Genomic DNA, 25,489 nt, shown 5'->3' with positions numbered 1-25,489 from the left:
CGCTGTCTGAGAGGTCCCTTAATGATCGTTGTGGGCGGCACGCGCGCGTACCGTACGCCACTCGGGGGCGAGCACGGACCAGATCTCGGTGCTGGTGCGCACGCCCCGGTAGAGGTAGTTTTCCCGGAGCACACCCTCGCGGGTCATCCCCAGCCGTCGTGCCACGTTGATGCTGGGTTCGTTGGCCGACGACACATGCCACTCCACACGGTGCATGCCGCGCTCGTCAAACGCCCAGTCCAGCAGCACTCGCATACCGCGCGTGACGAGACCGCGCCCGGCGGCGGAGGGCTCGACCCAGCAGCCGGCCTCGCACACTCCGCCGGTCGTGTCCCAGACACGGAACAGCAGCCCGCCGACCAGCTTGCCGTCCAGCCACACGCCGTGCAGGCCGCCGGCGTCCGCGGCGCGCTTCTCGGCGTAGGAGCGCAGATAGGCGCGGGCCGAGTCCAGGTCCGTCACCACGTCCGGCAGGCCGACGTGGCGGCCGATGAAGTCCCGCCCCCGGTCGATGTTGGCCATGAGCTCCCCGGCGTGCCAGGTCTCCAGGGGGCGCAGTTCGGCGCCGTCGTCACCCAGGGATATCGCGTACATCGCGGGGCTGCTCCTCGTGAAGTTCCGTCATGACCTCGGTGAGCCTCTCATGTGCGGCACGGAGTCCGGGCGGCTCGATGCTGATGCGCGGCAGACGGCTCTCCAGCCATCGCGGCAGCCACCAGTTGGCGCCGCCGAGCAGGTGCATCAGGGCGGGGACGAGGAGGGTGCGGAGCACGAAGGCGTCCAGCGCGACGGCGGAGGCCAGCGCGATGCCGAACATGGCGATCACGCGGTCGCCGCTGAGCACGAAGGCGAGGAAGACCGAGATCATGATGACCGCGGCGGAGTTGATCACCCGGCTGGTCTCGGCGAGGCCGACCCGGACGGCCCGCCGGTTGTCGCCGGTCTCGAGCCACTCCTCGTACATCCGGCTGACCAGGAAGACCTGGTAGTCCATGGAGAGGCCGAAGAGCACCGACACCATGATCACGGGCAGGAACGGCTCGATGGGGCCCGCCCGGCCGAGGCCCAGCAGCTCGCTGCCCCAGCCCCACTGGAAGACGGCGACGACGACACCGAAGGCGGCGGCCACCGCGGCGATGTTCATCGCGGCGGCCTTCAGCGGTATGCCGAGCGAGCGGAACGCGACGAGGAGCAGCACGCAGCCGAGCCCGATGACGACCCCGACGAACAGGGGCAGCTTGCCGACGATGACGGCGGCGAAGTCGTCGTAGCCGGCGGTCAGCCCGCCGACGCGCACGTCGAGCGAGGTTCCGGCCTCCGCCTGCGGAAGGACATCGGCGCGCAGCCGGTGGACGAGGTCGCTGGTCCGCTGCGACTGGGGGGCCGAGTCGGGGACGACGGTGAGGTAGGCGGTGTCCCCGCCGCCGTCGTAGCGGACCGGGGTCGCGGAGGCCACGCCCTCGGTGGTGCGCAGGACGGTGTCGAGGTTGTCGAGGGCCAGTTTGTCGCCGGCGCCCTCCACCCGCGTCACCAACGTCAGCGGACCGTTGACGCCGGGCCCGAAGCCCGCGGCGAGCAGGTCGTACGCCTGGCGTGTGGTGGACGACTCCGGGTCGTTGCCCTGGTCGGAGCTGCCGAGGCGGAGGGCGAGCGTGGGCAGGGCGAGGAGGACGATGACGGCCACGGCCGCGGAACCGAGCAGCTTGGGGTGACGTTCGACGAAGGCCGACCAGCGGGCGGCGAGCCCGGTGGGCAGCTCCGGCTGCGGCCCGTGCTCGGCCAGCCGCCGCCGTTCGCGCCGGCTCAGGGCCCGCGGGCCGATGAAGGACAGCAGGGCGGGCAGCAGGGTCACGGCCGCCGCGACGGTGAGCACCACGGTCAGCGAGGCGGCGACCGCCACACCGTTGAGGAAGCCCAGCCGCAGCATGAACATGCCCAGCAGGGCGATGCACACCGTGGCACCGGCGAAGACGACCGCACGTCCGGTGGTGGCGACCGCCTCCACGGCGGCGTCCCCGACGGCCAGACCGCGTTTGAGTCCGCGCCGGTGCCGGGTCACGATGAACAGCGCGTAGTCGATGCCGACTCCGAGCCCGATCAGCATGCCCAGCATGGGGGCGAAGTCGGCGACGGTCATGGCGTGTCCGAGCAGCACGATCGCCGCGTAGGCGGTGCCGACGCTCACCAGCGCGGTGGCGATGGGCAGGGCCGAGGCGGCGAGCGAGCCGAAGGCCAGGAACAGCACGACGGCGGCGACGACCACGCCCACCGCTTCCGCGGCATGGCCGCCGGCGGACTTGGTGAGTCCGATCGCGCTGCCGCCCAGCTCCACCCGGAGCCCGTCGGCCTCGGCGGACTTGGCGGCGCGCACCACGGCCCGGGCCTCGGCGCCGCTGACGTCCTCGGCCTGCCGGTCGAAGGCGACGGTGGCGTACGCGGTGTGCCCGTCCGCGCTGATCCGGCCGGTGCCCGGCCCGTCGTAGGGGCTCGTCACGGAGGCCACGCCCGGCAGAGCGGCGATCCTGTCGAGCGCACGGGTCATGGTCTGCTCGACGTCGGCGGCGCGGACCGTGCCGTCGGTGGTGTGCCAGACGATGGTGTCGGCGTCGCCGGCCAGGTCCGGGAAGCCCTGCCGCAACAGCTGGGCGGCGCGCGCCGATTCGGTGCCGGGCACCGCGTAGTCGTTCGAGTAGGCCGAGCCGGCCACTGCTGCGGCCGTGGTCACCCCGCCGAAGGCGAGGAGCCACAGCAGGACGGCTGCCAGGCGGTGCCGGACACACCAACGGGCAAGTGCTGCCACGGACGTGCTCCCAGTGACTGTGTGTGGATCTTTGACCGGGAACGATCGTCCGGGAACGGAGCAGCCCGCAAAGAACTGGTGAACAAGGGGAGGACAACTCTCGCAGGCGAAACCGGCCGTTTGCCGAGTTTCACCGGCTCGCGCAGGCGACTGGGAGACAGATCACAGGACAGTCACGCCAACTCTGTCGCGCGACACCGCACTTCAGTCGAACTGGTCTCCGAGCGCCATGACCATCGTTCCGGCGATCAGCAGCCACAACGACCGCCGGGTACGGCCCTTGGCACCCAGCACCCCGGCGAACGCGCACACGGCGGCACCGGCGGCGTACGCGGTCGGCACGAGGGCCGGGACACCGCTCAGCCGCATCAGGGAAGCGGTCACACCGGCCAGCGTCAGCAGGGCTCCCGTACCGGCGGCCGTCCAACGGGCCCGGCGCGCGTCCTCGACGAAGTCCTCCTCGTCGAAGTCCTCGGCCTGGTCGTCGACCAGGTCCCCGGCCAGGTCCTCGGCGTCGTCCACCTCGACCGTCCCGGGCCGGGTCTCGGAACCGGTGCGTCCGCTCACGGCGGGCGAGCGTAGTACCTGCGCCCGCATGCCCCGGATGCGGGAAGCAGGGGCGACTGCTGTCGAACTCTTGCTCATACCTTCTCGGTACGCAGGATCGGAGGGGCCCGTTCATCGGCGCCGCCCGAGGAACCGCCGGCCGGCCGTCACGGCAGCCGTGGCGGGCGAACGGGAACGGCCCCGGAGGTCCTGCCTCCGGGGCCGTGCGCCGTGGGACTCAGCCCTCGCCGACGCCCAGCTTCTGAAGGATCAGCTCCTTGACGCGGGCCGCGTCGGCCTGCCCCCGGGTCGCCTTCATGACCGCGCCGACCAGGGCGCCGGCCGCGGCCACCTTGCCGCCGCGGATCTTGTCCGCGATGGCCGGGTTGCCGGCGATGGCCTCGTCGACGGCGGTGGTGAGCGCGCCCTCGTCGGAGACGACCTTCAGTCCGCGCTTGTCGACGACCTCGTCCGGGGTGCCCTCGCCCGCGAGGACTCCCTCGATGACCTGACGGGCCAGCTTGTCGTTCAGGTCGCCCTTGGCGACCAGCTCGGTGACCCGGGCCACCTGCGCCGGGGTGATCGCCAGCTCGTCCAGCGCCTTGCCGGACTCGTTGGCGCTGCGCGCGAGCTCGCCCATCCACCACTTGCGGGCGGAGGCGGCGTCGGCACCGGCGTCGATCGTGGCGACGATCGGGTCCAGCGCTCCGGCGTTGAGGATCGCCTGCATGTCGGTGGCGGAGATGCCCCACTCCGCCAGCAGGCGGGTACGGCGGACCAGCGGCAGCTCGGGCAGCGCCGCCCGGATCTCCTCGACCCACTCACGGGAGGGGGCCACCGGAACGAGGTCCGGCTCGGGGAAGTACCGGTAGTCCTCGGCCTCCTCCTTGACCCGGCCCGAGGTCGTCGACCCGGTGTCCTCGTGGAAGTGCCGGGTCTCCTGCACGATCGTGCCGCCGGACGACAGCACGGCCGCGTGCCGCTGGATCTCGAAACGGGCCGCGCGCTCCACGGAGCGCAGCGAGTTGACGTTCTTCGTCTCGGAGCGCGTGCCGAACTTGTCGCCGCCCTTGGGCATCAGCGACAGGTTCACGTCGCAGCGCATCTGGCCCATCTCCATACGGGCCTCGGACACGCCGAGCGCCCGGATGACCTCGCGCAGCTCACGGACGTACGCCTTCGCCACCTCGGGAGCGCGGTCGCCGGCGCCGACGATCGGCTTGGTGACGATCTCGATCAGCGGGATGCCGGCGCGGTTGTAGTCCAGCAGGGAGTGGGACGCGCCGTGGATCCGGCCGGTGGCGCCGCCGACGTGCGTCGACTTGCCGGTGTCCTCCTCCATGTGGGCGCGCTCGATCTCCACGCGGAAGGTCTCGCCGTCCTCCAGCTGCACGTCGAGGTAGCCGTTGAAGGCGATCGGCTCGTCGTACTGGGAGGTCTGGAAGTTCTTCGGCATGTCCGGATAGAAGTAGTTCTTCCGGGCGAAGCGGCACCATTCGGCGATCTCGCAGTTCAGCGCGAGGCCGATCTTGATCGCGGACTCGACGCCGGTCGCGTTGACGACCGGGAGCGCGCCCGGCAGGCCGAGGCAGACGGGGCAGGTCTGGGTGTTCGGGTCGGCGCCGAGCGTCGTCGAACAGCCGCAGAACATCTTGGTCCTGGTGCCGAGTTCGACATGGACCTCGAGGCCCATGACGGGGTCGTACGACGCCAGCGCGTCCTCGTACGACACCAGGTCGGTCGTGGTGGTCACGGTGAAACTTCCCTCTCAGCCCAGCAGGACGTCGTCGTCGCCCAACCGCTTCAGCTCGCGGTAGAGGATGGCGAGGCCGGTGACGATGGCGGCGGCGGACACGGCGGCGTCGACCAGACGGAGCGTGTCGCTCTCGGCGCGGGCCAGCTTGGCCTGCTTGGCGACGCTGACCGCGCCGAACGCGGTGGTGGCCATGGACAGGTACAGGCCGGACTTGGACTTCTTGAAGCCCTTGGCCTTCGACAGTGCCTTGCTCACAGCGACGGAGCCTCCTCCAGCAGCGGGTGCCCCCACTTTTCCACGAACGCGGCCTCGACGGCGGCACCGACCTTGTAGAGCCGGTCGTCCTTGAGCGCCGGCGCGATGATCTGCAGGCCGACCGGGAGGTTGTCCTCCGGGGCGAGACCGCAGGGCAGCGACATGGCCGCGTTGCCCGCCAGGTTGGTGGGGATGGTGCACAGGTCGGCCAGGTACATGGCCATCGGGTCGTCGGCGCGCTCGCCGATCGGGAAGGCGGTGGTGGGCGTGGTCGGCGAGACGATCACGTCGACCTGCTCGAAGGCCTTCTCGAAGTCGCGCGTGATGAGCGTGCGGACCTTCTGGGCGCTGCCGTAGTAGGCGTCGTAGTACCCGCTCGACAGGGCGTACGTGCCGAGCATGATGCGGCGCTTGACCTCGGGGCCGAAGCCCGCCGCACGGGTGAGGGAGGTGACCTCCTCGGCCGAGTGGCCGCCGTCGTCGCCGCTGCGCAGGCCGTAGCGCAGCCCGTCGAAGCGGGCGAGGTTGGAGGAGCACTCGGACGGCGCGATCAGGTAGTACGCCGACAGGGCGAGGTCGAAGGACGGGCAGTCCAGCTCGACGATCTCGGCGCCGAGCTCCCTCAGCAGCTCCACCGACTCGTCGAAGCGCTGGATGACGCCGGCCTGGTAGCCCTCACCGCGGAACTGCTTGACCACGCCGACGCGCATGCCGGCCACGCTGCCGTTGCGGGCGGCCTCGACGACCGGCGGGACGGGGGCGTCGATGGAGGTGGAGTCGAGCGGGTCGTGCCCGGCGATCACCTCGTGCAGCAGGGCCGCGTCCAGGACCGTACGGGCGCAGGGGCCGCCCTGGTCGAGGGAGGAGGAGAACGCCACCATGCCGTAGCGGGACACCGCGCCGTAGGTCGGCTTCACGCCGACGGTGCCGGTGACGGCGGCCGGCTGGCGGATGGAGCCGCCGGTGTCGGTGCCGATGGCGAGCGGCGCCTGGAAGGAGGCGAGGGCCGCGGAGGAGCCGCCACCGGAACCGCCGGGGATCCTGGTGAGGTCCCAGGGGTTGCCGGTCGGCCCGAACGCGCTGTTCTCCGTCGACGACCCCATGGCGAACTCGTCCATGTTGGTCTTGCCGAGGATGACGACGTCGGCTGCCTTCAGCCGCTTGGTCAGCGTGGCGTCGTACGGCGGGATCCAGCCCTCGAGGATCTTCGAACCGACGGTCGTGGGCACGCCCTCGGTGGTGAAGATGTCCTTGAGCGCGAGCGGCACGCCGGCCAGCGGGCCGAGCTTCTCGCCTCGCTCACGCTTCTCGTCGACGGCGCGGGCCTGGGCCAGCGCCCCCTCGCGGTCGACGTGCAGGAAGGCGTGCACCTTCTCGTCGACGGCCTCGATACGGGCGAGGTGGGCCTCGGTGACCTCGACGGCCGTGAGCTCGCCGGAGGCGATCCTCGCGGCGGTCTCGGCGGCCGTGAGCCTGATGATGCTGTCGGTCATGTCGGTCACTCCTCCCCCAGGATCTGCGGCACCTTGAAACGCTGCTGCTCCTGGGCAGGGGCGCCGGAGAGCGCCTGCTCGGGGGTGAGCGAGGGACGGACCTCGTCCGGGCGCATGACGTTCGTCAGCGGGAGCGGGTGCGAGGTCGGCGGTACGTCTTGGTCGGCGACCTCACTGACGCGGGCGACCGCGCCGATGATGTCGTCCAGCTGTCCCGCGAAGTGTTCGAGCTCTTCGGGCTTCAGCTCCAGACGCGCCAGCCGGGCGAGGTGGGCGACCTCCTCGCGCGTGATGCCAGGCATGCAGCGTTCCTCTGGGGTGAGTGTGTGTGGTTTGGGGCCGGGGGCCGGCGTCGCATTCCCGCCGTCCGCCCGAAGGGCGGGCCACGCGGCGTCTGGCGCGTGCGATCGCAAGGCGCCGGAGCGCCCTCGTGGCGGAGCCACGTGGGCGATTCGGCAACGCGGCGAGCGTGCGTGCCAGGCGTCGCGGGGCAGGCGGGAATGTGACGCCAGTCCCCAATCCTATGGGGCGGGGCGTGGTGCCCGTGAAACGGTTTGCCGTCAGCGCCTTCCGTCCCAGGCCGCGCTCTACAGGAAGTGGTTGTCGTACAGGTCCTGTACCTCCAGCAGGCTCTCCCGGGGAACTCCGCCGAGCAGCCACTTCAAGGGCAAGGACGCGATCATGGCGGCGGTCGCGGTGCAGGGCTTCGCGGAGCTGACCGCCGAGCTACGGGCGGCGCGTGCGGCCGCCGGGGACGCCCGGGCCGCACTGGCGGCGATCGGCGAGGCCTACACGACGTTCGCCCGGCGCCGCCCGGCCCTCTACGACGCCATGTTCACGCACACCGTGGACCTGCCGTTCGCCACGCCCGGGGCGCCGACGGCGCTGCACGAGGCGTTCGGCGAGCTGGCGCGGGCCGTGGAGCCGATCGCGGCGGACGGCGACGACCCCGGCCTCCTCACGGAGACGTTCTGGGCCGGACTGCACGGGCTGGTCACGCTGATGCGCAGCGGCCGTCTGCCCGAGCACGCCCACGAGACCCGGCTGGCGCTGCTGATCGGCCACTTCACGGCGCGGGCGGACTGACGGGACCGGCGTCGGGCCGAGCGGGACGGTCCGCCGGGAAAACGCACCGGCCGACGGCGAACGGGTGGCCGGGGGGAAAGTCACCTGGCCGGGCGGGAAGGTCACCTGGCCGGGCGGGAAGGTCACCTGGCCGGGCGGGAAAGGCACGTGGCCGGGTGAGAAGGTCACTCGGCAGCCGGCAGAGCCGCCCGCGGGCGCTGCCAGCCCCGCGAGCCGCGGGCCAGCAGCCAGGCCGTCGTCTCCTCCGGCGGCATCGCCGCGGCCACCAGCCAGCCCTGCACTGCATCGCAGCCCAGGTCGCGCAGGCGCTCCCAGGTCTCGTCGTCCTCCACGCCCTCGGCGACGACGAGCAGGCCCAGCGAATGGGCGAGGTCGACCGTGCAGCGGACGATCTCCGCGTCCTCCGTGTCGACGGCCAGCCGGGCCACGAACGAGCGGTCGATCTTGAGCTCGCTGACCGGAAGGCGGCGCAGGTGGACCAGTGAGGAGTAGCCGGTGCCGAAGTCGTCCAGGGACATCTTCACGCCGTGCGCGGTCAGTCCGGCGAGGGTGTCGGCGGCCCGCTGCGGTTCCTCCAGCAGCACATGCTCCGTTATCTCCAGTTGGAGCGCTCCCGCGGGCACTCCGTGCCGGGCCAGCCGCGCGGCCACCGAGCCCGCGAATCCCGGCGTGTGCACGTCACGCGGAGAGACGTTGACGGCCACCGGCACGAAGAGGCCTTGCGCACGCCAGTGGGCGACCTGCCCGAGGGCGGTCTCCAGCACGTACTCCGTCAGATGGGGCATCAGCCCGGAGGACTCGGCGATCGCTATGAACTCGTCCGGCGGCACCTTCCCGCGCTCGGGGTGCACCCAGCGGACCAGGGCCTCCAGTCCGGCCACCTGCCCGTCGAAGCGGACCTTGGGCTGGTAGTGCAGCTGGACCTCGTGCGCGTCCAGCGCCCGGCGCAGGTCGCCGAGCAGGCCCAGCCGGTCGGGGGTGTTGGAGTCCCGCTTGGACTCGTAGACCTCGACGCCCGTACGGTCCCGCTTCGCCTGGTACATCGCCACATCGGCGCGGCGCAGCAGGCCTTCGGCGTCCAGGGCGTGGTCGGGGAACACGGCGACCCCCGCACTGGCCTCCAGGACGAGGGTCAGTCCGTCGAGGTCGAGCGGGGAACTGAGGGCGGTGACGAGGCCGCGGGCCACCCGAGTCGCCGACGTGGTGGAGTCGGCGACGGGCAGTAACACCGCGAACTCGTCGCCGCCGAGCCGGGCGGCCTCCGCGCCGCGCGGCAGCGCGAGGCGCAGTCGGTCCGCTATCTGCAGCAGCAGCCGGTCACCGGCGAGATGACCGAGTGTGTCGTTCACCGACCGGAAGCGGTCCAGGTCGATCAGCATGAGGGCGGCGCGGGCGCCGATCCGCTCCGCGTCGTCGAGGGCCGTCCAGGTCCGCTCCAGGAGCCACTGGCGGTTGGGCAGGCCGGTCAGCGGGTCCCGCAGTTGCTCCTCCGCCCGGGCCCGGGCTATCCACAGCGTGGAGTCGAGCGCGATGAGCGGGATGGCGAACAGCGGTAGCAGCAGCGGCTGGGCGACGGCGACCACGCACACCAGCGGCGCGATGCCGAGCAGTGCCACGGCGACCAGGCCCTGCCTGACCAGGGCGGTGCGGGCCACGGTGGGCAGGCCGCCGCGCGGGGCCTGCAGGTACCACAGCAGGGCGCGGCTGACCGAGAGATAGGCGGCGGCCACGAGCACGACCTCGGGGGCGGTGGTGAGGCTCCAGCTCTCGGGGTCCCACGGCTGTTCGACGGTGGGTACGCGGCCGAGGGCGCCCAGCACCAGGGCGCCGGCGCCGATGCCGATGATGTCCACGGCGCCGTGCAGCAGGCCCTGCCGCCAGCGGTGGCGGCGGGCTATGCCGACCAGGACGACGACGGTGAGGCTGACCATGCCGGCGGGCATCCAGCCGTACAGCAGCAGGACGGCGATGGTGAGGGCGGCGCCGGAGCCGGTGCCGCCCCACCAGCGGGAGCGGCCCAGCATCACCAGGTGGCCGACGATGACACCGGTCAGCACGGCCAGGGACCAGCCGACCGTGCCCGAGGGGAAGAGCGCGTGGTTGCCGGTGAACGCGCGGTAGAAGCCGCCGCTCAGGGCGAGGACGGCGGCCGCGACGACCACCGCGGGCAACGCGGGCCAGGACAGGTGCCGTTCGGGTGGGGCGCCCTGCATCGCGCGGGCGGGCTCGATGGACAGACGTATGCGCTCGTCCGTCGCGGCGGGCGCACCGGCGGCACGCCCCCGCACACCCTGATGCTCCGCGGTCCGCGCGCGACTCCCCAGCCATGCGCCCGCCCTGCGGCGCAGGCGCAGCCGGGAGTCCGGAGCGGCGCTCTCGGTCGGTTCCATTCCCGTCCCTCTCACAGCCGGCGGTGCCCACGCCACGCGGCCCGATGCCCGACAACCATCAGCGGCTCCGCGTTGGAAAGCCCTTTCCCTTGGTCCGCACGGGCAAAGGGATGCCCCGACCGCAGCTGGGCACGGCAGGCGCACACCTCAACAGTAGGCCGCTGAACGCTTCCACGGGCAGCGGTCGTCGACGGTTGCCCGAATGCACCCCGGCCACCCGTATGCATCTGATATGCACCGTTGGAGTGGCCTTCAACCGCTACTCATCGGTCGGAAGCGCGACTTCGGCCGCCGCTTCGGGACCTTGCTCCAGAAGGACGCCGAAACCGTCCTCGTTCAGAACCGGCACCTTGAGCTGCATGGCCTTGTCGTATTTCGACCCCGGGTTGTCACCCACCACGACGAAGGACGTCTTCTTCGACACGGAACCCGTCACCTTCGCGCCCCGGCTCTGCAGCGCGTCCTTGGCCCCGTCCCGAGTGTAGTTCTCGAGGGTGCCGGTGACCACCACGGTGAGCCCTTCCAGCGGACGCGGCCCCTCGTCCTCCCCGGAACTCGCCTCCTCCAGCGGGACTCCGGCGGCCTTCCACTTGCGCACGATCTCCCGGTGCCAGTCCTCCGCGAACCACTCCTTCAACGCCGCGGCGATGATGGGGCCGACGCCGTCGGTGGCCGCCAGCTCCGCCTCGGTCGCCTGTTCGATGCGGTCGACGGAACGGAACTCCCGTGCGAGTGCCTGCGCCGCCACCGGCCCGACATGCCGGATCGAGAGCCCGTTGAGGAAGCGGGCCAGCGGACGCGTCTTGGCCGCCTCGATGTTCTGCAGCAGCGCGAGGGTGTTCTTCTTCGGCTCGCCCTTCTGGTTGGCGAAGACCGTGACGACCTTCTCCTCCCCCGTCTTGGGATCCCGCTTGGGCAGACCGCTGTCCGGGTCGAGCACGTACGCCTTGATGGGCAGCAGCTTCTCCACCGTCAGGTCGAACAGGTCACCCTCGTCGACCAGCGGCGGGTCGGCCGGCTCCAGTGGGCGGGTCAGCGCCGCCGCCGCCACCTCGCCGAAGTGCTCGATGTCGAGGCACTCGCGGCCCGCGAGATAGGAGACCCGCTCCCTCAACTGGGCCGGGCAGGTGCGCGCGTTGGGGCAGCGGAGGTCGATGTCGCCCTCCTTCATGGCCCGCAGCGGTGTACCGCACTCGGGGCACTCCCCCGGCATCACGAACTCGCGTTCGCTGCCGTCGCGCAGGTCGACGACCGGGCCGAGGATCTCCGGGATGACGTCACCGGCCTTGCGGATCACCACGGTGTCGCCGATCAGCACGCCCTTGGCCTTGACGACGTCCTGGTTGTGCAGGGTGGCGAACTCCACCTCGCTGCCCGCGACCGTGACCGGCTCGACCTGGGCGTACGGCGTGACGCGGCCGGTGCGGCCGACACCGACCTTGATGTCGATCAGCTTGGTGTTCACCTCCTCCGGCGCGTACTTGTACGCGATCGCCCAGCGCGGGGCGCGGGCCGTGGAGCCGAGGCGGCCCTGCAGGCGCAGCTCGTCGAGCTTGACCACCACGCCATCGATCTCGTGCTCCACGGAATGGCGGTTCTCGCCGTAGTAAGCGATGAACTCCCGTACGCCGTCGAGGTCGTCGACCACCCTGTTGTGCCGCGAGGTGGGCAGACCCCAGCCGCCGAGCAGGTCGTAGGCCTGGGAGAGGCGGGTCAGGCCCTCGAACCCCTCCAGGGCGCCGATGCCGTGGACCACCATGTGCAGCGGGCGGGTGGCGGTGACCCGCGGGTCCTTCTGCCGCAGTGAACCGGCGGCCGCGTTGCGCGGGTTGGCGAAGGGCTTGTCACCGGCCGCGACCAGCCGCTCGTTGAGGTCCGAGAACTTCTCCATCGGGAAGTAGACCTCGCCCCGGATCTCCACCAGGTCGGGGACGCGGTCGCCCTTCAGGCGCTCCGGGATCTCCGCGATGGTGCGGACGTTGGGCGTGATGTCCTCGCCGGTGCGGCCGTCCCCGCGGGTGGCGGCGCGGGTGAGACGGCCGTGTTCGTAGGTGAGGTTGACGGCGAGGCCGTCCACCTTCAGCTCGCACAGGAAGTGGTACTCCTGCTCGCCGAGTTCACGGGCGATGCGGTCCGCCCAGGTGGCGAGGTCCTCGTCGTTGAAGGTGTTGTCCAGGGAGAGCATCCGCTCGCGGTGCTCGACCGAGGTGAACTCCGTCCGGTACGCCCCGGCGACCTTCTGGGTCGGCGAGTCCGGCGTGCGCAGTTCCGGGTACTCCTCCTCCAGCGCCTCCAGAGTCTTCAGGAGACTGTCGAACTCCGCGTCGCTGATGACGGGAGCGTCCTTCACGTAGTACCGGAAGCGGTGCTCCTCGATCTGCTCAGCGAGCTGCGCGTGCCTGTCCCGTGCCTCGGCGGGCACTGCCGTCTCCGCCTGCTGCTTGTCGCCGGCCACCGTGTTGTCCTCCCGTTACTCTGGGTTGTCCGCGAGGGATCTCGCCGCCCGGACGCAGTGGGCGAGCGCCCGGCGGGCGTACTCCGGGGAAGCGCCCGCGAGCCCGCACGCCGGAGTGACGGTCACCGCCTGGGCGAGAAGCCCCGGACGCAGCCCCAGCCTGCGCCACAACGTCCTGACACCCATGACGCTACCGGCAGGGTCTGACAACGGGGTGTCCGTGCCCGGCACGATTCCGGTGAACAGGCGGGTGCCGCCCTCCACCGCCTCGCCGATCGCCTCGTCGTCACGCTCGGTGAGGAGCGAGAAGTCGAGGGAGATCCCGGACGCGCCCGCCCGGCGCAGCAGGGCGAAGGGCACGTCTGGGGCGCAGGTGTGGACGACGACCGGGTCGGGCGCGTGCATGCCGACGATCTCCCGGAGGGTGGCCTCGACGACCTGGCGGTCCACGGCGCGGTGGGTGCGGTAGCCGCTGGCGGTCCTCACCTGGCCGCGCAGGACGGCGGTGAGGGAGGGCTCGTCGAGCTGGAGCACGAGGTGGGCGCCGGGGACGCGCCTTCGGACCTCGTCGAGGTGCCGGCGCAGACCCTCGGCGAGGGAGGCGGCGAGGTCACGGCAGGCGCCGGGGTCGGAGAGGGCGGCCTCGCCGTTCTTCAGCTCGAGGGCGGCGGCGAGGGTCCACGGGCCGACGGCCTGGACCTTCAGGGGCCCTTCGTAGCCTTGGGTGAACTCCTCCAGCGCGTCGAGGTCCTCGCCGAGCCAGGACCGGGCCCGCTTGGTGTCCCGGCCCGGCCGGTCGCCGATCCGCCATCCGCTGGGCTCCACACGCGCGTACAGCTCGACGAGCATGCCGGCGGTGCGGCCGATCATGTCCGCGCCGGGGCCTCTGGCGGGCAGCTCGGGGAGGAAGGGGAAGTCCTCGAAACTGCCGGTGGCCGTCTTGGCGGCTTCCCTGGCGTCGGTGCCGGGGAGGGAGCCGATGCCGGTGGCGGGGCCGAAGGGGGTGTTGTCGTTCACGGGTGAAGCCTACGTAGGTGTTGGGGGCGGGGGTGAGGGGTGCGGGGGGTTGGGTGCGGGGGGGGCGGGTGCTGGGCGGTGAGCCGGTGCGGGCCTCGGCTGTTCTCGCCCCCGCCGCCCCTGCCCTTCCCGTCCCCAGGGGCTCCGCCCCTTCGACCCCGCCAGGGGGCTGCGCCCCCTGAACCCCCGCGGGGCTCCGCCCCTGCACCCCGCCGGGGCTCCGCCACGGACCCCCTTCGGCCTGAACGGCCTCGTCCTCAATCGCCGGACGGGCTGAGTAATGCGGGCCAGGCTGAGAGGAGAGTGGGACAGCCTCAGCGGCCCGGTCGTACCGTCACGTCGTTGATCTCCGCGTCCCTCGGGAGGTCGAGGGCGGTCAGGATCGTGGTCGCGACCGACTCGGGGTCGATCCACCGGGCGGCGTCGTACTCCTTGCCCTCCTGCTGGTGGACCTTGGCCTGCATGGGGCTGGCCGTGCGGCCGGGGTACACGGAGGTGACGCGGACGCCGTTGCCGTGTTCCTCCTGGCGCAGGGAGTCGGCGAGGGCCTTCAGGCCGTGCTTGGAGGCGGCGTAGGCGGACCAGCCGGCGTGGGCGTTCAGGCCGGCGCCGGAGTTGACGAAGACGACGTGGCCCCGGGCGGCACGCAGTTGGGGCAGGAAGTGGCGGGTCAGCTCGGCGGGGGCGATGAGGTTGACGTTGAGCTGGTGGCGCCAGGACTTGGGGGTCAGGTCTCCCACCTCGCCCAGGTCGACCACTCCGGCGATGTGCAGCAGCGAGTCCACCCGGTCGGGCAGCGTCTGGTGGGAGAAGGCCCAGGACAGCCGGTCCGGGTCGGAGAGGTCGCCCACGAGGGTCCGCGCGCCGGGGAACTCGGCCGTCAGTTCCTTCGCCCGGCCCGCGTCACGCGCGTGCAGCACGAGTTCGTCCCCGCGCGCGTGCAGACGGCGGGCCACCGCCGCGCCGATGCCCGAACCCGCCCCGGTGATCACATGAGTAGCCATGGCGCCATGCTCGCACCGCCGGTCCCTCACGCGGCGCCCAGGTGCTCCTCCAGGTACGCCAGCGCGGCCGCCGGTGCCTCGGCGAAACCGATCAGCTCGGCCAGCGGTCGGGGCAGGAAGCCCTCCTCCTCCATACGGCGGAACTGCTCCCTCAGCCCGTCGTAGAAGCCCGCGGTGTTCAGCAGCACCACCGGCTTGTCGGTGCGGCCGTGCTTCTTCAGCTCCAGGATCTCGGTGGCCTCGTCGAGGGTCCCGGTGCCGCCCACCATGATCACCACCGCGTCGGCCTTCTCCAGCAGCAGCTTCTTTCGCTCGGCGAGGTCGTGGGCGATCACCATCTCGTCGGCACCGGGCCGCGCCCGGTTCGCCAGGAATCCGACGGAGACGCCGACGAGCCGGCCGCCCGCCTCCTGCACCCCGTCCGCGACCACCTTCATCAGGCCGACGTTCGAACCGCCCCAGACCAGGGTGTGCCCCGCCTTGCCGATCAGTTCGGCGAACTCGCGCGCGGGGCGCGTGTAGCGGTCGTCGAGCTCGGCGGCGGAGAGGAAGACGCAGATTCGCATGCGGCCAGCGTACGAGGGAACAACGGGACGCCCCCGAACGCTTTCCCGTCATGGCCCAAGGACACACGATCACGATCGAGCAGGGCGAGCGGCACGTGCGCGTGGTGCACGGCGAGCAGGTGCTGGCCGAGACCGACCGCCCCCTGGTACTGCGGGAGACCGGCTGTCCGGTGCGGTACTACATCCCGCCCGAGGACGTCCGGCTGGATCTCCTCACCCCGTCCGACAACCACACGTACTGCCCCTTCAAGGGGACGGCGTCCTACTGGTCGCTCCCGGACGCGCCCGACCTGGTGTGGGCGTACCCCGATCCCAAGCCGGACGTCGCACCGATCAAGGACCACCTCTGCTTCTACGAGGTCGAAGTCGGCGAAGTCGGCGAAGTCGACGTGTCCTGACCGATGAGTTCCGTGCCGTCCGGCAGTCTGCACAGGTATGGACGAGGAGACGCTTTCCGCCGACGGCACGACCATCACCTACGAGACCACCGGCCGGGGACCCGCGCTGATCCTCGTGAGCGGCGCGATGTCCACGGGTCACACCATGCTGCCCCTGGCACAGCGGCTCGCGGACAGCTTCCAGGCCGTCGTGTACGACCGCCGGGGCCGCGGCGGGAGCGGCGACACGGCGCCGTACGCGGTGGAGCGCGAGGTCGAGGACATCGCGGCGCTGATCGACACGGTGGGCGGTGAGGCGGCGCTCTACGGCATCTCCTCGGGCGGCGCACTGGTGCTGCAGGCTGCGGCGAGCGGGCTGCCGGTCCGTCAGGTGGCCGTCTACGAGACGCCGTACGCCCTCGACGAGAAGGACGCGGAGAGACGCGCCGAGTACACACGGAACCTCACCGAGGCACTCGCGCAGGGCAGGCCCGGTGACGCCGTCGCACTGTTCCTCCGGCTCACCGGACTGGCCGAGAGCATGATCGAGCGGGCCCGCCAGTCCCCCATGTGGGCCGACATGGAGGCCGTCGCGCCGACCCTGGCCTACGACGACGCGGTGATGGGCGGCGGCCTGGTCCCCCGGGACCGGCTGGCCGCGATCACGGTCCCCGTACTGGCGGTCGCGGGCGCCGCGAGCCCCGACTGGCTCCGCGGGGCGACCCACGCGGTCGCAGAGGCGGCGCCCCGGGGGACGTACCGCGAGCTGGCGGACCAGACGCACATGGTGGATCCGGATGTGCTGGCGCCTGTGCTGACGGAGTTCTTCACCTCATAGCGCTGCGACGCCCTCGCACAGCGCGGCCAGGTCCGGCCAGCCCGTCCGGTAGTCGTTCGCCGCCGGATCCCAGGCCAGCACCGCGCCGTACCGTTCCCCCCGCTCCTGGCAGAGGAGCAGTTCGTCCCCCGTCCGGGACACCGCGAACGGCACCCATGAGGCGTTCGCGGGACGGGTGTCCGCCGGAACGGCGGAGGGTGCCGGGGCCGGGGCGGCGGGGCCACCGACCGACGTGACGGCTCTGCCCCACAGGCTCTCCTCCGGCTCGGCGGATCGCGCCGCGGCCTTCATCCGCCCGTGCGCGGCACGCACCTCAGCACAGCTGTACGGGCGGTAGCCACCAGGGAAGATCCGGTGGCCGCCCGGCGCGTCGGCCCCGTCGTGCAGCAGCAGCAAGGCGGTCAGCTGAGGATGGAACGGGGGGCCCGGCGCCCCGGCGCTCACGACGTCCTGAGGCCGGGCCGGCGGGCGCAAGGAGGCGTGGGCGCCGGGATCGGAGCGCAACAGCCGCTGCTCGACGTACTGCCACACCTGGCGAAGCCATGCCGCCGGAAGTCCGGGAGTGGGGACCAGTTCCCACTCCAACTGCCGGCCGCCGACCGGGCGGTGCGCAGCGGTTCTTCCCGGCATCCGCAGTGGCTCGCCGCACTCCAGGACTCGGGCGACTTCCGTGACGAGGTCGAGCAGGCTGGGCCAGACTTCCTGGCCGTCGACTCCGAGCTCGCGGTCGACCATCAGCACGGCCCCGTGACGAGCCCCGTCGTGGTGGTCGACCACCAGGTACTCACCCGTGGACGTGGCGGCGAACGGCACCCACCACCTGGCCTCGGGGCGCTGGCCGACGGGGCGGTACGCGGCCATCTGCTGGGCGGGGAGCAGGGTGAACCGGGGCAGCAGGTTGGTGCCGGCGGACTCCTCGCTGCCGTCGTGTGCGGACAGCAGCGCGGCCAGGTGGGGGTGCAGCGGGAACCCGTCGGTGACGGCGGCGACATCCCGTTCCGAGGCGGGCGGACGCAACGCGGCGAAGTCCTCCGGCGCGTGCGACATCAGCCAGTGCTCCACCCGGAGCCAGGCGGCCGTGAATACCTGCGTGCTCTGCTCTTCCACGGAGTTGTCCCCGATCAGTTGCCTGGGGTCAGGCGATGGCGGGCGCCGAGCGACCGACCTCAGCGGGTGGGAACCGGCGTGGCAACCGGCTCGGGCGACGGCTGCCACTCCCGCCTGATCAGCCCGTAGACCCACGAGTCGGAGACCTCGCCGTTGACGACGCAGTCTTCCCGCAACGTCCCTTCACACAGGAAGCCGAGCTTCTCCAACACGCGGGCGGAAGCCACGTTGCGCGTATCGGTCTCGGCTTGGACGCGATTCAGGTCCAGCGTGTCGAATGCCCACCGCAGCAGAGCGCGCGCGGCCTCGGTCGCGTAGCCCTGGCCCCACGCCGCATCGGCGAAGCAGTAGCCGAGCGACGCGCTGCGGTAGTCCGGATTCCACCTGCTCAAGCTGCACCAGCCGATGAACGCCCCGTCGGAGACACGCTCCACGGCCAGCCGCGCCCCGGTGCCCTCCTGTGCCATCTGCCGGCAGGCCGTGATGAACTTCTCGGCGCGCACGCGTTCGCTCCACGGTGGCGCGTCCCAGTACCGCAGCACGTAGGCGCTGCTGTGCAGTGCGAAGAGGTCGTTCGCGTCCGCGCCTTCGAAGGCACGCAGTCGAAGGCGGGCGGTGTGCAACGAGGGGGTGGGCAGCGCCGTCCTCATGTGTGCTCCCCTGATCGGTGGCCGATCCATCACACATCCGTCGCGGGTCACTCGCAACGGGTTTCCGGGCGGGCCGGCAGAACGACGTGCCCGTCCGCGGGCGAGCGATCCGGGGGGCGTACGCGCCGTGAAGGCAGGGTCGGTCCCGGTCAGGCCACCCCGGCCGCGGCCCGCACCGTGGACGCGATGGTCGCCGAGCCCACCACCCGTGAACCGTCGTACAGGACGATCGCCTGGCCCGGGGCCACGCCCCGTACGGGCTCCGTGAACCGGACCTCCAGGGAGCCGTCGACCAGTTCGGCGGTCACCTCGGTCTCGCCGCCGTGGGCGCGGAGCTGGGCGGTGTAGGTGCCGGGGCCGGTGGGGGCGGCGCCGCACCAGCGGGGCTTGATCGCGGTCAGTCCCGTGACGTCCAGGGCGGCGGCCGGGCCGACCGTCACGGTGTTGTCCACCGGGGAGATGTCCAGGACGTAGCGCGGCTTGCCGTCCGGGGCGGGGGTGCCGATGCGCAGGCCCTTGCGCTGGCCGATGGTGAAGCCGTAGGCGCCCTCGTGGGTGCCGACGACCGTTCCCGACTCGTCGACGATGTCGCCCTCGGCCTTGCCGAGGCGCCGGGCGAGGAAGCCCTGGGTGTCGCCGTCGGCGATGAAGCAGATGTCGTGGGAGTCGGGCTTCTTCGCGACCGCCAGGCCCCGGCGCTCGGCCTCCGCCCGGATCTCGTCCTTCGTCGTCACCGTGTCGCCGAGCGGGAACATGGCGTGGGCGAGCTGCCGGTCGTCCAGGACGCCGAGCACGTACGACTGGTCCTTGGCCATGTCGGAGGCGCGGTGCAGCTCGCGCGTGCCGTCCTCGCGCACGACGACCTTGGCGTAGTGGCCGGTGCAGACCGCGTCGAAACCGAGGGCCAGCGCCTTGTCGAGGAGGGCGGCGAACTTGATCTTCTCGTTGCAGCGCAGACACGGGTTCGGCGTGCGGCCGGCCTCGTACTCGGCGACGAAGTCCTCGACCACGTCCTCGCGGAAGCGGTCGGCGAGGTCCCACACGTAGAACGGGATGCCGATGACGTCGGCGGCCCGGCGGGCGTCGCGGGAGTCCTCGATGGTGCAGCAGCCCCGCGCGCCGGTGCGGAACGACTGGGGGTTCGCGGAGAGCGCGAGGTGGACGCCGGTCACGTCGTGGCCCGCCTCGGCCGCGCGGGCGGCGGCGACGGCGGAGTCCACGCCGCCGGACATGGCGGCGAGGACGCGGAGGGGGCGGGTGGGCTGCGGGGTGTCAGTCATAGCCCTTCCAGGGTACGGGGGTGCGGGAACCGGATTCCGCGCATATCCGTTGAGGATCAAGGTGAGGATCACATGGGGGTGACACGGTGAGTGCGGCGAGAGGCGACTCCGACCGGCGGCTGGGGCGGCGGGCCCTGCTGGTCGGCGGGGCCGTGGCCGCCGCGGGGACGGCCCTGCTGGCCCGGGAGGAGCTGTCGCACCTGTGGTGGCGGCTGCCGGGAGTGGACAAGCCGCGGGTGGCGGGGGCGGTGGACTTCCGGGGTGCGCGCTGGGTGGCGGCCTCCCCGGCGAACTACCGGCGGGCGGACCGGCCGGACGACTACTCCGTGGACCGGGTGGTGGTCCATGTCACGCAGGGCGACTACGCGAGCGCGGTGAAGGCCTTCCAGGACCCGGCGCACCAGGCGGCGGCGCACTACATCGTGCGCAAGGACGGCCGGGTGACGCAGCTGGTCCGTGAGCTGGACGTGGCCTTCCACTCGGGCAACCGGGGGTACAACGAGCGCAGCGTAGGCATCGAGCACGAGGGGTTCGTGGAGCACGCGTCCTCCTTCACGGACGCGATGTACGCGGCCTCGGCCCGGCTGACGGCCGCGGTCTGCCGGCGGTACGGCATAGCCGTGGACCGGGAGCATCTCATCGGCCATGTGGAGGTGCCGGGGACGGACCACACCGATCCCGGTCGGTACTGGGACTGGGAGCGATACCTGGGGCTCATACGCCGGCAGGTGTGACGCACGTCACGGGGTTGCTGTGCCGCGACTCCGCGACACATGCGTCCGATGCGTGAGGGTGACGGAGGGCTGACGCCGGTCAGGTGAGGCCCGCGGCGCGCGCACGCTCCACCGCGGGGCCGATCGCCTTCGCGACGGCCTCGACGTCCGCCTCCGTGGAGGTGTGGCCGAGGGAGAAGCGGAGGGTGCCGCGGGCCAGGTCCGGATCGGTGCCCGTGGCCAGCAGGACGTGGCTGGGCTGCGCGACGCCGGCGGTGCAGGCGGAGCCGGTGGAGCACTCGATGCCCTGCGCGTCGAGCAGGAGCAGCAGGGAGTCGCCGTCGCAGCCCGGGAAGCTGAAGTGGGCGTTGGCCGGGAGGCGGTCCACCGGGTCGCCGCCCAGGATCGCGTCGGGGACGGCCGCGCGGACCGCGTCGATCAGGGCGTCGCGCAGGGTGCCCATCTCACGGGCGAACCATTCGCGCTGCTCGTCGGCGAGGCGGCCGGCCACCGCGAAGGAGGCGATGGCGGGGACGTCGAGGGTGCCGGAGCGGACATGGCGCTCCTGGCCGCCGCCGTGCAGAACGGGTACGGGGGCGTACTCACGCCCGAGGACCAGGGCGCCGATGCCGTAGGGGCCGCCGATCTTGTGGCCGGAGACGGTCATGGCGGCGAGTTTGGAGGCGGCGAAGTCGACGGGGACCTGACCGAAGGCCTGGACGGCGTCGGCGTGCAGGGGGATGCCGAACTCGCCCGCGACGTCGGCCAGTTCGCGGACCGGCAGGATCGTGCCGATCTCGTTGTTCGCCCACATGACGGTGGCCAGGGCGACGTCGTCGGGGTTGCGGGCGACGGCCTCGCGCAGGGCCTCGGGGTGGACACGGCCGTAGGCGTCGACGGGGAGGTACTCGACGGTGGCGCCCTCGTGCTCGCCGAGCCAGTGGACGGCGTCCAGGACGGCGTGGTGTTCGACGGGGCTGGCCAGGACGCGGGTGCGGGCCGGATCGGCGTCGCGGCGGGCCCAGTACAGGCCCTTGACGGCGAGATTGTCGGCCTCGGTGCCGCCCGAGGTGAAGACCACCTCGCTGGGGCGTGCGCCCAGCGCGTCCGCGAGGGTCTCGCGGGATTCCTCGACCGTCCGGCGGGCCGTGCGGCCGGAGGCGTGCAGGGATGACGCGTTGCCGGTGACGCTCAGCTGGGCGGTCAGCGTCTCCGCCGCTTCCGGGAGCATCGGGGTGGTCGCCGCGTGGTCGAGATAAGCCATGGTGAGCCCGATTCTACGGGGCGGCCCGGCGGTGGTCGCGGCTCGTCCCAGCCGCTGTCCCCGCGTTCAGACGACTCGTCGAGCGACCCGTCGAGCTTTTCGGGAGCTTCCTAGAAGCTCCAGGACACGGTGTTGTCCGCCTGCATGAAGGCCACCAGGACCAGCAGGTCGGCGACGCCGAGGGTCATGCCGAGCAGGGCGCGGCCGCGCCGGGTGGTGCCACGCCACAGGGCGACGCCCGCCAGGGCGATGGCGATGGGGCCGAGGAACAGGTTGAGGACGAGGAGACCGAGGAGGCCCAGGACGAAGGACGCGACGGCCATGCCGTCGGTGTCGCGGACACCGGTACGGCGGGTTGCCGGTGCGGTGAGTTGCATGGTGGTCAGCTCCCGACGGAACGGATGGATGGGTGGATGCGGGTCAGTTGGCGGACGTGGTCCGCCGGCGGCCGTGGCGCTCGCGGAGCGCGAAGACGGCGAGCCAGGTGGCGATGACGGCGGCGGCGACGGCGGTGACGGTCAGCGGCGCGTGAGCCACCGTGCCCATGACGACGCCGAGCAGCAGGAGAGCGGCGACGATGAACAGCATGGGATGGATCCCCCCTCCGGGGTGCTGGCGTGAAGTTTCGGTGAACGGTTGTGGTTACACTTGTTCACTGACTCTTGAGTCTATCGCGCCCCACCGCTTTCCATTTACAGAGAACAGTTGTTAACTGGATGACATGAGTCACACTCTCGGGGTCCGGCAGGCCCAGAAGCAGAAGACCCGGCAGGCACTTCTGGACGCGGCGCTGGGACTGCTGGAGGAGCAGAGCCTGAGCAGCCTGGGCCTGCGTGAGGTCACCCGTGCCGTCGGCGTCGCCCCGACCGCGTTCTACCGGCACTTCCGCTCCACGGCGGACCTCGGCGTGGCCCTGGTGGACGAGGCGCTGGGCAGCCTGCACCCGATGGTGCGCACGACCGTGTCCTCGGCGGACGACAGCGACGACCGCATCACGCGGGTCGTCCGGCTGATCGCCGACCACGTCGAGGCCCATCCCGCGCACGTCCGGTTCATCGCCCGCGAGCGGCACGGCGGGGTCCAGCCGGTACGCGAGGCCATCCGCGCCCAGCTGGCCCGGTTCGCCCAGGAGGTGAAGGCGGAGCTGGCCACGGACCCGGAGGCGGAGGGGTGGCACGACGACGACCTGCTGATGCTCGCGCACCTCTACGTCGACCAGATGCTCATCACGGCCTCCCTCTTCCTGGAGGCCCTGGAGGCACCGGACTCCTCCGGGGCCGAGCTGGAGCGCGTCACCCAGTTGGCGACCCGGCAGCTGCGGCTGATCAGCGTCGGCCGCCGGCACTGGCTGGACTGAACCGGGAGGAGACGCGCCGGGGCGGCGAGCCGGTCACCGGACTCGCCGCCCCCGCGGTACGAAAGCCCCGTCAGCCCTGCCGAGCCTGTCCCGGCTGCCCGCCACCGGGACCGCCGCACCCGCCCTGACCGCCGCCGGGGCCGCCCTGGGCGCCACCGGGTCCCCCGCCGGGCATGCCGGAGGGGGCGCCCGAGGGAGTGCCGGTCGGCTTGCCCGAGGCGGCAGCGGACGGCGCCCCGGAGGGGGCGCCGCTGGGGGCGCCGCTCGGCCGCCCGGACGCTCCCCCGGTCGGCATGCCGGAGGGCCGCCGGCAGCCCTGCCCGGCGGAGCCCCCGGTCGAGGACGAGGAGTCGCCGGGACCGCACGCGGTCAGCAGCAGCGGAGACATCGCGAGCAGGGCGACGGCGGGGAGGAGACGTGCACGCAGCATGGGGGCCAACTCCAGAAACGATGAGCGGGTCATGAGAAGGGCACTCAACCAACGGCGCCTGGGCCGTTCGTGAGCGCCCGCTGTGACCGCCCTGTCCATGGCGTGCATCGCACCTCGAGCACCGGCTCCGAGCTGGTGTCTCACCGGGAGCCGGGCCCGCTCACCGATACAGGTCCGTGACGGAGCGCGCCGCGGCCAGCAGCTCGGCACGCGCCTCGGGCGGTGCGAGGACCTCCACCGCGTCGGAGAACGCGAGCAGTTGGCGGGTGGCGCGGACGAACGGATAGGTGAGCCGGGCGGTCACCCACTCGTCCTCCCCGTCGTCGTCGGGAAGTCCGGCCAGCGCCGAGGCCGCCATGCGCAGGAACATGTCGAGGCGCTCCCTGCGGACCCGTACGGTCACCTCCAGGCCCCCCGCCGGCTCCTCGACCTGGCGGCGCAGCACCTCCCAGACGTCGGCGAGTTCGACGCCGGGACGGCGGCGCACGGGATCGTCCAGCACCCGGGCGGAGTGCACCCGGTCGGCGCGGAACAGCCGCGGCCCGTCCCGCCGGTCGGCGACCAGGTACCAGACGCCCGCCTTGGCGACCAGGCCGTACGGATCGACGGTGTACGTGCGCGGTTCCCGCTCCCCGCTGTGCCGGTAGCGCAGCCTCAGGCGCCGGTCGGCGAACACGGCGTCCTGCAGCGTCTCCAGGTCGACGGTCCGTTGCGGTCCGCCCTTCCAGCGGGTGGCGTCGACCAGGATCCGCCGGCTGGTCACCTCGGCGGCGGGCCGGTGCGGCGCCGGCAGGGCCGCCATCACCTTGCGCAGCGCCGAGCCGAGGGCCGCGTCGAGGCCGAGGGCGGTGTGCGCTCCCTCGGCGGCCAGGATGAACAGGGCCCGGGACTCGTCGGCGGTCAGTCCGGTGACGTCGGTGCGGAAGCCGGCGAGGAGTTCGATGCCGCCGCGCCGGCCGCGCTCGGCGTAGACGGGGACGCCGGCGGCCGACAGGGCTTCGACGTCGCGGTAGATGGTGCGCACCGACACCTCGAGCCGCTGGGCGAGTTCGGGCGCAGGGACCCGGCCCCGGGTCTGCAGGAGCAACAGGATGGACAGCAGGCGGTCGGACTTCACCCGGGCAGGATCGCGCCGTCCGGGACCCCGCGGCAAATGTTGACGGCGGATGTCAGGTTATCCCGCCATGCTCGATCCATCGGGACAGCGGCCCAACAGCCCAACGGCCCGACGGCCCTCCGCCCGACGGCAAGAACTCAAGGAGAGACATCACCATGGACGCCATCGACCCCCGCCCCCTCTACGCCCGCGCCACCGAGCAGTTCGCGGCCCTCGTCAAGACGGCGCGGCCCGAACAGCTGGCCGGGCCCACGCCGTGTACGGAGTTCGACGTCCGCACCCTGCTCAGCCATGTCGTCGGCGGCACCCGGCGGATCGCGGTCGTCGGCGAGGGCGGCGACGGTCTCGCGGTCCACCCCTTCGTCGAGGGGGTGGACGACAACGACTGGGCGGCGGCGTACGACGAGGCACGCGTCCGGGCCCTCAAGGCCTGGGAGAGCGACGAGCGCCTGACGGCCCCCGTCCGCGTGCCGTGGGGCGAGGTCCCGGGCCACGCCGCCCTGTCGGGCTACGTGATGGAGCTGGTGACCCACACCTGGGACCTGTCCGAGGCCCTCGGCCACCCGAACGAACTCGACCCGGAGCTCGCCGATTTCGCGCTCGCGACGGCCCGCCGCGTCCTGCCCGACCCCCAGCGCGACGCGAACACGCCCTTCGCCGACGTACGCCCGGCCCCCGAAGGCGCCGACTCCTACAGCCGCCTGGCGGCCTGGCTCGGCCGTGAACCGCTCAGGCGAGCCTGACCCGGGCCAGCTGGCGGGACTGGGCGACCAGGCGGTCCGCGCTGTCCCAGACCTCGGCGTCCTCCTCGAGGAAGCCGCCGGCCAGGTTGCGGGTGGTGATCGCCACCCGCAGCGGGCCGGGCGCGGGGCGGTGGCGCACGTGGACGGTCAGTTCGACCGTCGGGACCCAGCCGACGATGCCGAGTTCGAAGGCGGTGGGCGGGAGGGCGTCCACCGCGAGGAGCAGGGAGAGGGGGTCGGCGTCG

25 protein-coding genes and 2 pseudogenes are annotated in these 25,489 nt (G+C 72.2%); 6 read left to right on the top strand and 21 right to left on the bottom strand.

All coding sequences use genetic code 11. From position 1 onward, the window contains the following. Nucleotides 1–18: 18 nt before the first annotated feature. The 7 genes from ACWC21_RS29795 to gatC form a co-directional block, all read right to left on the bottom strand. The gene (locus ACWC21_RS29795; protein ID WP_450886197.1) at nucleotides 19–594 is read right to left on the bottom strand and encodes a GNAT family N-acetyltransferase; all 576 of its coding nucleotides are present in this window, start codon (nucleotides 592–594) and stop codon (nucleotides 19–21) included. After that, nucleotides 572–2,800: an MMPL family transporter gene (locus ACWC21_RS29790; protein WP_450886195.1), complete on the bottom strand. Its 2,229-nt coding sequence runs from the start codon at nucleotides 2,798–2,800 to the stop codon at nucleotides 572–574. The genes ACWC21_RS29795 and ACWC21_RS29790 overlap by 23 nt, the downstream gene beginning before the upstream one ends. 204 nt (nucleotides 2,801–3,004) lie before the next feature. Further along, complete coding sequence (locus tag ACWC21_RS29785) at nucleotides 3,005–3,367, bottom strand: hypothetical protein (protein ID WP_450886193.1); 363 nt, start codon at nucleotides 3,365–3,367, stop codon at nucleotides 3,005–3,007. 217 nt (nucleotides 3,368–3,584) lie between these two features. Next, entirely contained in the window at nucleotides 3,585–5,099 is a 1,515-nt protein-coding gene (gene gatB / locus ACWC21_RS29780; RefSeq protein WP_450886191.1) for an Asp-tRNA(Asn)/Glu-tRNA(Gln) amidotransferase subunit GatB, read from the bottom strand. 15 nt (nucleotides 5,100–5,114) lie between these two features. Continuing rightward, complete coding sequence (locus tag ACWC21_RS29775) at nucleotides 5,115–5,357, bottom strand: hypothetical protein (RefSeq protein WP_388796850.1); 243 nt, start codon at nucleotides 5,355–5,357, stop codon at nucleotides 5,115–5,117. After that, on the bottom strand, nucleotides 5,354–6,850 hold the full coding sequence (gatA, locus tag ACWC21_RS29770; RefSeq protein WP_450886189.1) for an Asp-tRNA(Asn)/Glu-tRNA(Gln) amidotransferase subunit GatA: 1,497 nt from the start codon (nucleotides 6,848–6,850) through the stop codon (nucleotides 5,354–5,356). The genes ACWC21_RS29775 and gatA overlap by 4 nt, the downstream gene beginning before the upstream one ends. Before the next feature lie 5 nt (nucleotides 6,851–6,855). Continuing rightward, entirely contained in the window at nucleotides 6,856–7,152 is a 297-nt protein-coding gene (gene gatC, locus ACWC21_RS29765; protein WP_003973500.1) for an Asp-tRNA(Asn)/Glu-tRNA(Gln) amidotransferase subunit GatC, read from the bottom strand. 352 nt (nucleotides 7,153–7,504) lie between these two features. Here gatC and ACWC21_RS29760 point away from each other — a divergent pair. Further along, a pseudogene (locus tag ACWC21_RS29760) lies at nucleotides 7,505–7,936 on the top strand (TetR-like C-terminal domain-containing protein); the annotation flags it as partial. Nucleotides 7,937–8,100: 164 nt separating this feature from the next. Here ACWC21_RS29760 and ACWC21_RS29755 read toward each other — a convergent pair. From ACWC21_RS29755 to ACWC21_RS29735, 5 genes are all read right to left on the bottom strand, one after another. Further along, nucleotides 8,101–10,326, bottom strand: coding sequence for a putative bifunctional diguanylate cyclase/phosphodiesterase (locus ACWC21_RS29755; RefSeq protein ID WP_450886187.1), 2,226 nt, complete (start codon nucleotides 10,324–10,326; stop codon nucleotides 8,101–8,103). Nucleotides 10,327–10,585: 259 nt separating this feature from the next. After that, entirely contained in the window at nucleotides 10,586–12,781 is a 2,196-nt protein-coding gene (ligA, locus tag ACWC21_RS29750) for an NAD-dependent DNA ligase LigA (protein WP_450886186.1), read from the bottom strand. 15 nt (nucleotides 12,782–12,796) lie between these two features. Next, complete coding sequence (locus tag ACWC21_RS29745; protein ID WP_450886184.1) at nucleotides 12,797–13,798, bottom strand: methionine synthase; 1,002 nt, start codon at nucleotides 13,796–13,798, stop codon at nucleotides 12,797–12,799. Between the two features lie 314 nt (nucleotides 13,799–14,112). Then, complete coding sequence (locus ACWC21_RS29740; RefSeq protein WP_450886183.1) at nucleotides 14,113–14,802, bottom strand: SDR family oxidoreductase; 690 nt, start codon at nucleotides 14,800–14,802, stop codon at nucleotides 14,113–14,115. 26 nt (nucleotides 14,803–14,828) lie between these two features. Beyond that, entirely contained in the window at nucleotides 14,829–15,368 is a 540-nt protein-coding gene (locus ACWC21_RS29735; protein WP_450886181.1) for an LOG family protein, read from the bottom strand. Between the two features lie 50 nt (nucleotides 15,369–15,418). Between ACWC21_RS29735 and ACWC21_RS29730 the strand changes: the two genes are divergently transcribed. Together ACWC21_RS29730 and ACWC21_RS29725 are read left to right on the top strand one after the other, a co-directional pair. After that, nucleotides 15,419–15,766, top strand: coding sequence for a DUF427 domain-containing protein (locus ACWC21_RS29730; RefSeq protein ID WP_450886180.1), 348 nt, complete (start codon nucleotides 15,419–15,421; stop codon nucleotides 15,764–15,766). A gap of 37 nt (nucleotides 15,767–15,803) precedes the next feature. After that, nucleotides 15,804–16,583 (top strand): alpha/beta fold hydrolase, encoded by a 780-nt coding sequence (locus ACWC21_RS29725; protein ID WP_450886178.1) that lies wholly within the window; start codon nucleotides 15,804–15,806, stop codon nucleotides 16,581–16,583. Here ACWC21_RS29725 and ACWC21_RS29720 read toward each other — a convergent pair. The 3 genes from ACWC21_RS29720 to mnmA form a co-directional block, all read right to left on the bottom strand. Continuing rightward, nucleotides 16,578–17,690 carry a hypothetical protein gene (locus tag ACWC21_RS29720; RefSeq protein WP_450886177.1) on the bottom strand — a complete coding sequence of 371 codons (1,113 nt, stop codon included), beginning with the start codon at nucleotides 17,688–17,690 and terminating at the stop codon, nucleotides 16,578–16,580. The genes ACWC21_RS29725 and ACWC21_RS29720 overlap by 6 nt on opposite strands. 59 nt (nucleotides 17,691–17,749) lie before the next feature. Next, complete coding sequence (locus ACWC21_RS29715; protein ID WP_450886175.1) at nucleotides 17,750–18,340, bottom strand: GNAT family N-acetyltransferase; 591 nt, start codon at nucleotides 18,338–18,340, stop codon at nucleotides 17,750–17,752. Between the two features lie 149 nt (nucleotides 18,341–18,489). Further along, nucleotides 18,490–19,620, bottom strand: coding sequence for a tRNA 2-thiouridine(34) synthase MnmA (mnmA, locus tag ACWC21_RS29710; RefSeq protein WP_450886174.1), 1,131 nt, complete (start codon nucleotides 19,618–19,620; stop codon nucleotides 18,490–18,492). Nucleotides 19,621–19,706: 86 nt separating this feature from the next. On the opposite strand from mnmA, the gene ACWC21_RS29705 reads away from it, so the two are divergent. Beyond that, entirely contained in the window at nucleotides 19,707–20,354 is a 648-nt protein-coding gene (locus ACWC21_RS29705; protein WP_450886172.1) for an N-acetylmuramoyl-L-alanine amidase, read from the top strand. Between the two features lie 79 nt (nucleotides 20,355–20,433). On the opposite strand, the gene ACWC21_RS29700 is transcribed toward ACWC21_RS29705, so the two are convergent. The 3 genes from ACWC21_RS29700 to ACWC21_RS29690 form a co-directional block, all read right to left on the bottom strand. Continuing rightward, entirely contained in the window at nucleotides 20,434–21,597 is a 1,164-nt protein-coding gene (locus tag ACWC21_RS29700) for a cysteine desulfurase family protein (RefSeq protein WP_450886170.1), read from the bottom strand. Nucleotides 21,598–21,707: 110 nt separating this feature from the next. Beyond that, nucleotides 21,708–21,974, bottom strand: a complete 267-nt coding sequence (locus tag ACWC21_RS29695) for a DUF4190 domain-containing protein (protein ID WP_450886168.1) — start codon at nucleotides 21,972–21,974, stop codon at nucleotides 21,708–21,710. A 43-nt stretch (nucleotides 21,975–22,017) separates the two neighbouring features. Further along, entirely contained in the window at nucleotides 22,018–22,185 is a 168-nt protein-coding gene (locus tag ACWC21_RS29690; protein WP_450886167.1) for a hypothetical protein, read from the bottom strand. Nucleotides 22,186–22,318: 133 nt separating this feature from the next. Here ACWC21_RS29690 and ACWC21_RS29685 point away from each other — a divergent pair, with 133 nt between their 5' ends. After that, the gene (locus ACWC21_RS29685; RefSeq protein WP_450886165.1) at nucleotides 22,319–22,954 is read left to right on the top strand and encodes a TetR family transcriptional regulator; all 636 of its coding nucleotides are present in this window, start codon (nucleotides 22,319–22,321) and stop codon (nucleotides 22,952–22,954) included. A gap of 70 nt (nucleotides 22,955–23,024) precedes the next feature. Here ACWC21_RS29685 and ACWC21_RS29680 read toward each other — a convergent pair whose 3' ends face one another. Both ACWC21_RS29680 and ACWC21_RS29675 read right to left on the bottom strand, forming a co-directional pair. Continuing rightward, complete coding sequence (locus ACWC21_RS29680) at nucleotides 23,025–23,384, bottom strand: hypothetical protein (RefSeq protein ID WP_450886163.1); 360 nt, start codon at nucleotides 23,382–23,384, stop codon at nucleotides 23,025–23,027. Between the two features lie 160 nt (nucleotides 23,385–23,544). Next, nucleotides 23,545–24,501 carry a helix-turn-helix transcriptional regulator gene (locus tag ACWC21_RS29675; RefSeq protein ID WP_450886161.1) on the bottom strand — a complete coding sequence of 319 codons (957 nt, stop codon included), beginning with the start codon at nucleotides 24,499–24,501 and terminating at the stop codon, nucleotides 23,545–23,547. Between the two features lie 155 nt (nucleotides 24,502–24,656). On the opposite strand from ACWC21_RS29675, the gene ACWC21_RS29670 reads away from it, so the two are divergent. Next, entirely contained in the window at nucleotides 24,657–25,244 is a 588-nt protein-coding gene (locus ACWC21_RS29670) for a TIGR03086 family metal-binding protein (protein WP_450886160.1), read from the top strand. Here the strand turns inward: ACWC21_RS29670 and ACWC21_RS29665 are convergent. Then, nucleotides 25,231–25,489, bottom strand: a pseudogene (locus tag ACWC21_RS29665) (thioesterase family protein); the annotation flags it as partial. The gene ACWC21_RS29670 and the pseudogene ACWC21_RS29665 overlap by 14 nt on opposite strands.

This window comes from Streptomyces sp. NPDC001348, assembly GCF_053597535.1.
This window is presented reverse-complemented; position numbering and strand designations above follow the sequence as displayed.

Coding starts and splice junctions, on each gene's coding strand:
- ACWC21_RS29685 (WP_450886165.1), top strand. CDS start 22,319: ATGAGTCACACTCTCGGGGTCCGGCAGGCCCAGAAGCAGAAGACCCGG.
- ACWC21_RS29670 (WP_450886160.1), top strand. CDS start 24,657: ATGGACGCCATCGACCCCCGCCCCCTCTACGCCCGCGCCACCGAGCAG.
- mnmA (WP_450886174.1), bottom strand. CDS start 19,620: ATGACTGACACCCCGCAGCCCACCCGCCCCCTCCGCGTCCTCGCCGCC.
- ACWC21_RS29730 (WP_450886180.1), top strand. CDS start 15,419: ATGGCCCAAGGACACACGATCACGATCGAGCAGGGCGAGCGGCACGTG.
- ACWC21_RS29755 (WP_450886187.1), bottom strand. CDS start 10,326: ATGGAACCGACCGAGAGCGCCGCTCCGGACTCCCGGCTGCGCCTGCGC.
- ACWC21_RS29725 (WP_450886178.1), top strand. CDS start 15,804: ATGGACGAGGAGACGCTTTCCGCCGACGGCACGACCATCACCTACGAG.
- ACWC21_RS29695 (WP_450886168.1), bottom strand. CDS start 21,974: ATGCAACTCACCGCACCGGCAACCCGCCGTACCGGTGTCCGCGACACC.
- ACWC21_RS29795 (WP_450886197.1), bottom strand. CDS start 594: ATGTACGCGATATCCCTGGGTGACGACGGCGCCGAACTGCGCCCCCTG.
- ACWC21_RS29740 (WP_450886183.1), bottom strand. CDS start 14,802: ATGGCTACTCATGTGATCACCGGGGCGGGTTCGGGCATCGGCGCGGCG.
- ACWC21_RS29735 (WP_450886181.1), bottom strand. CDS start 15,368: ATGCGAATCTGCGTCTTCCTCTCCGCCGCCGAGCTCGACGACCGCTAC.
- gatA (WP_450886189.1), bottom strand. CDS start 6,850: ATGACCGACAGCATCATCAGGCTCACGGCCGCCGAGACCGCCGCGAGG.
- gatC (WP_003973500.1), bottom strand. CDS start 7,152: ATGCCTGGCATCACGCGCGAGGAGGTCGCCCACCTCGCCCGGCTGGCG.
- ACWC21_RS29680 (WP_450886163.1), bottom strand. CDS start 23,384: ATGCTGCGTGCACGTCTCCTCCCCGCCGTCGCCCTGCTCGCGATGTCT.
- ACWC21_RS29715 (WP_450886175.1), bottom strand. CDS start 18,340: ATGAGGACGGCGCTGCCCACCCCCTCGTTGCACACCGCCCGCCTTCGA.
- ACWC21_RS29700 (WP_450886170.1), bottom strand. CDS start 21,597: ATGGCTTATCTCGACCACGCGGCGACCACCCCGATGCTCCCGGAAGCG.
- ACWC21_RS29690 (WP_450886167.1), bottom strand. CDS start 22,185: ATGCTGTTCATCGTCGCCGCTCTCCTGCTGCTCGGCGTCGTCATGGGC.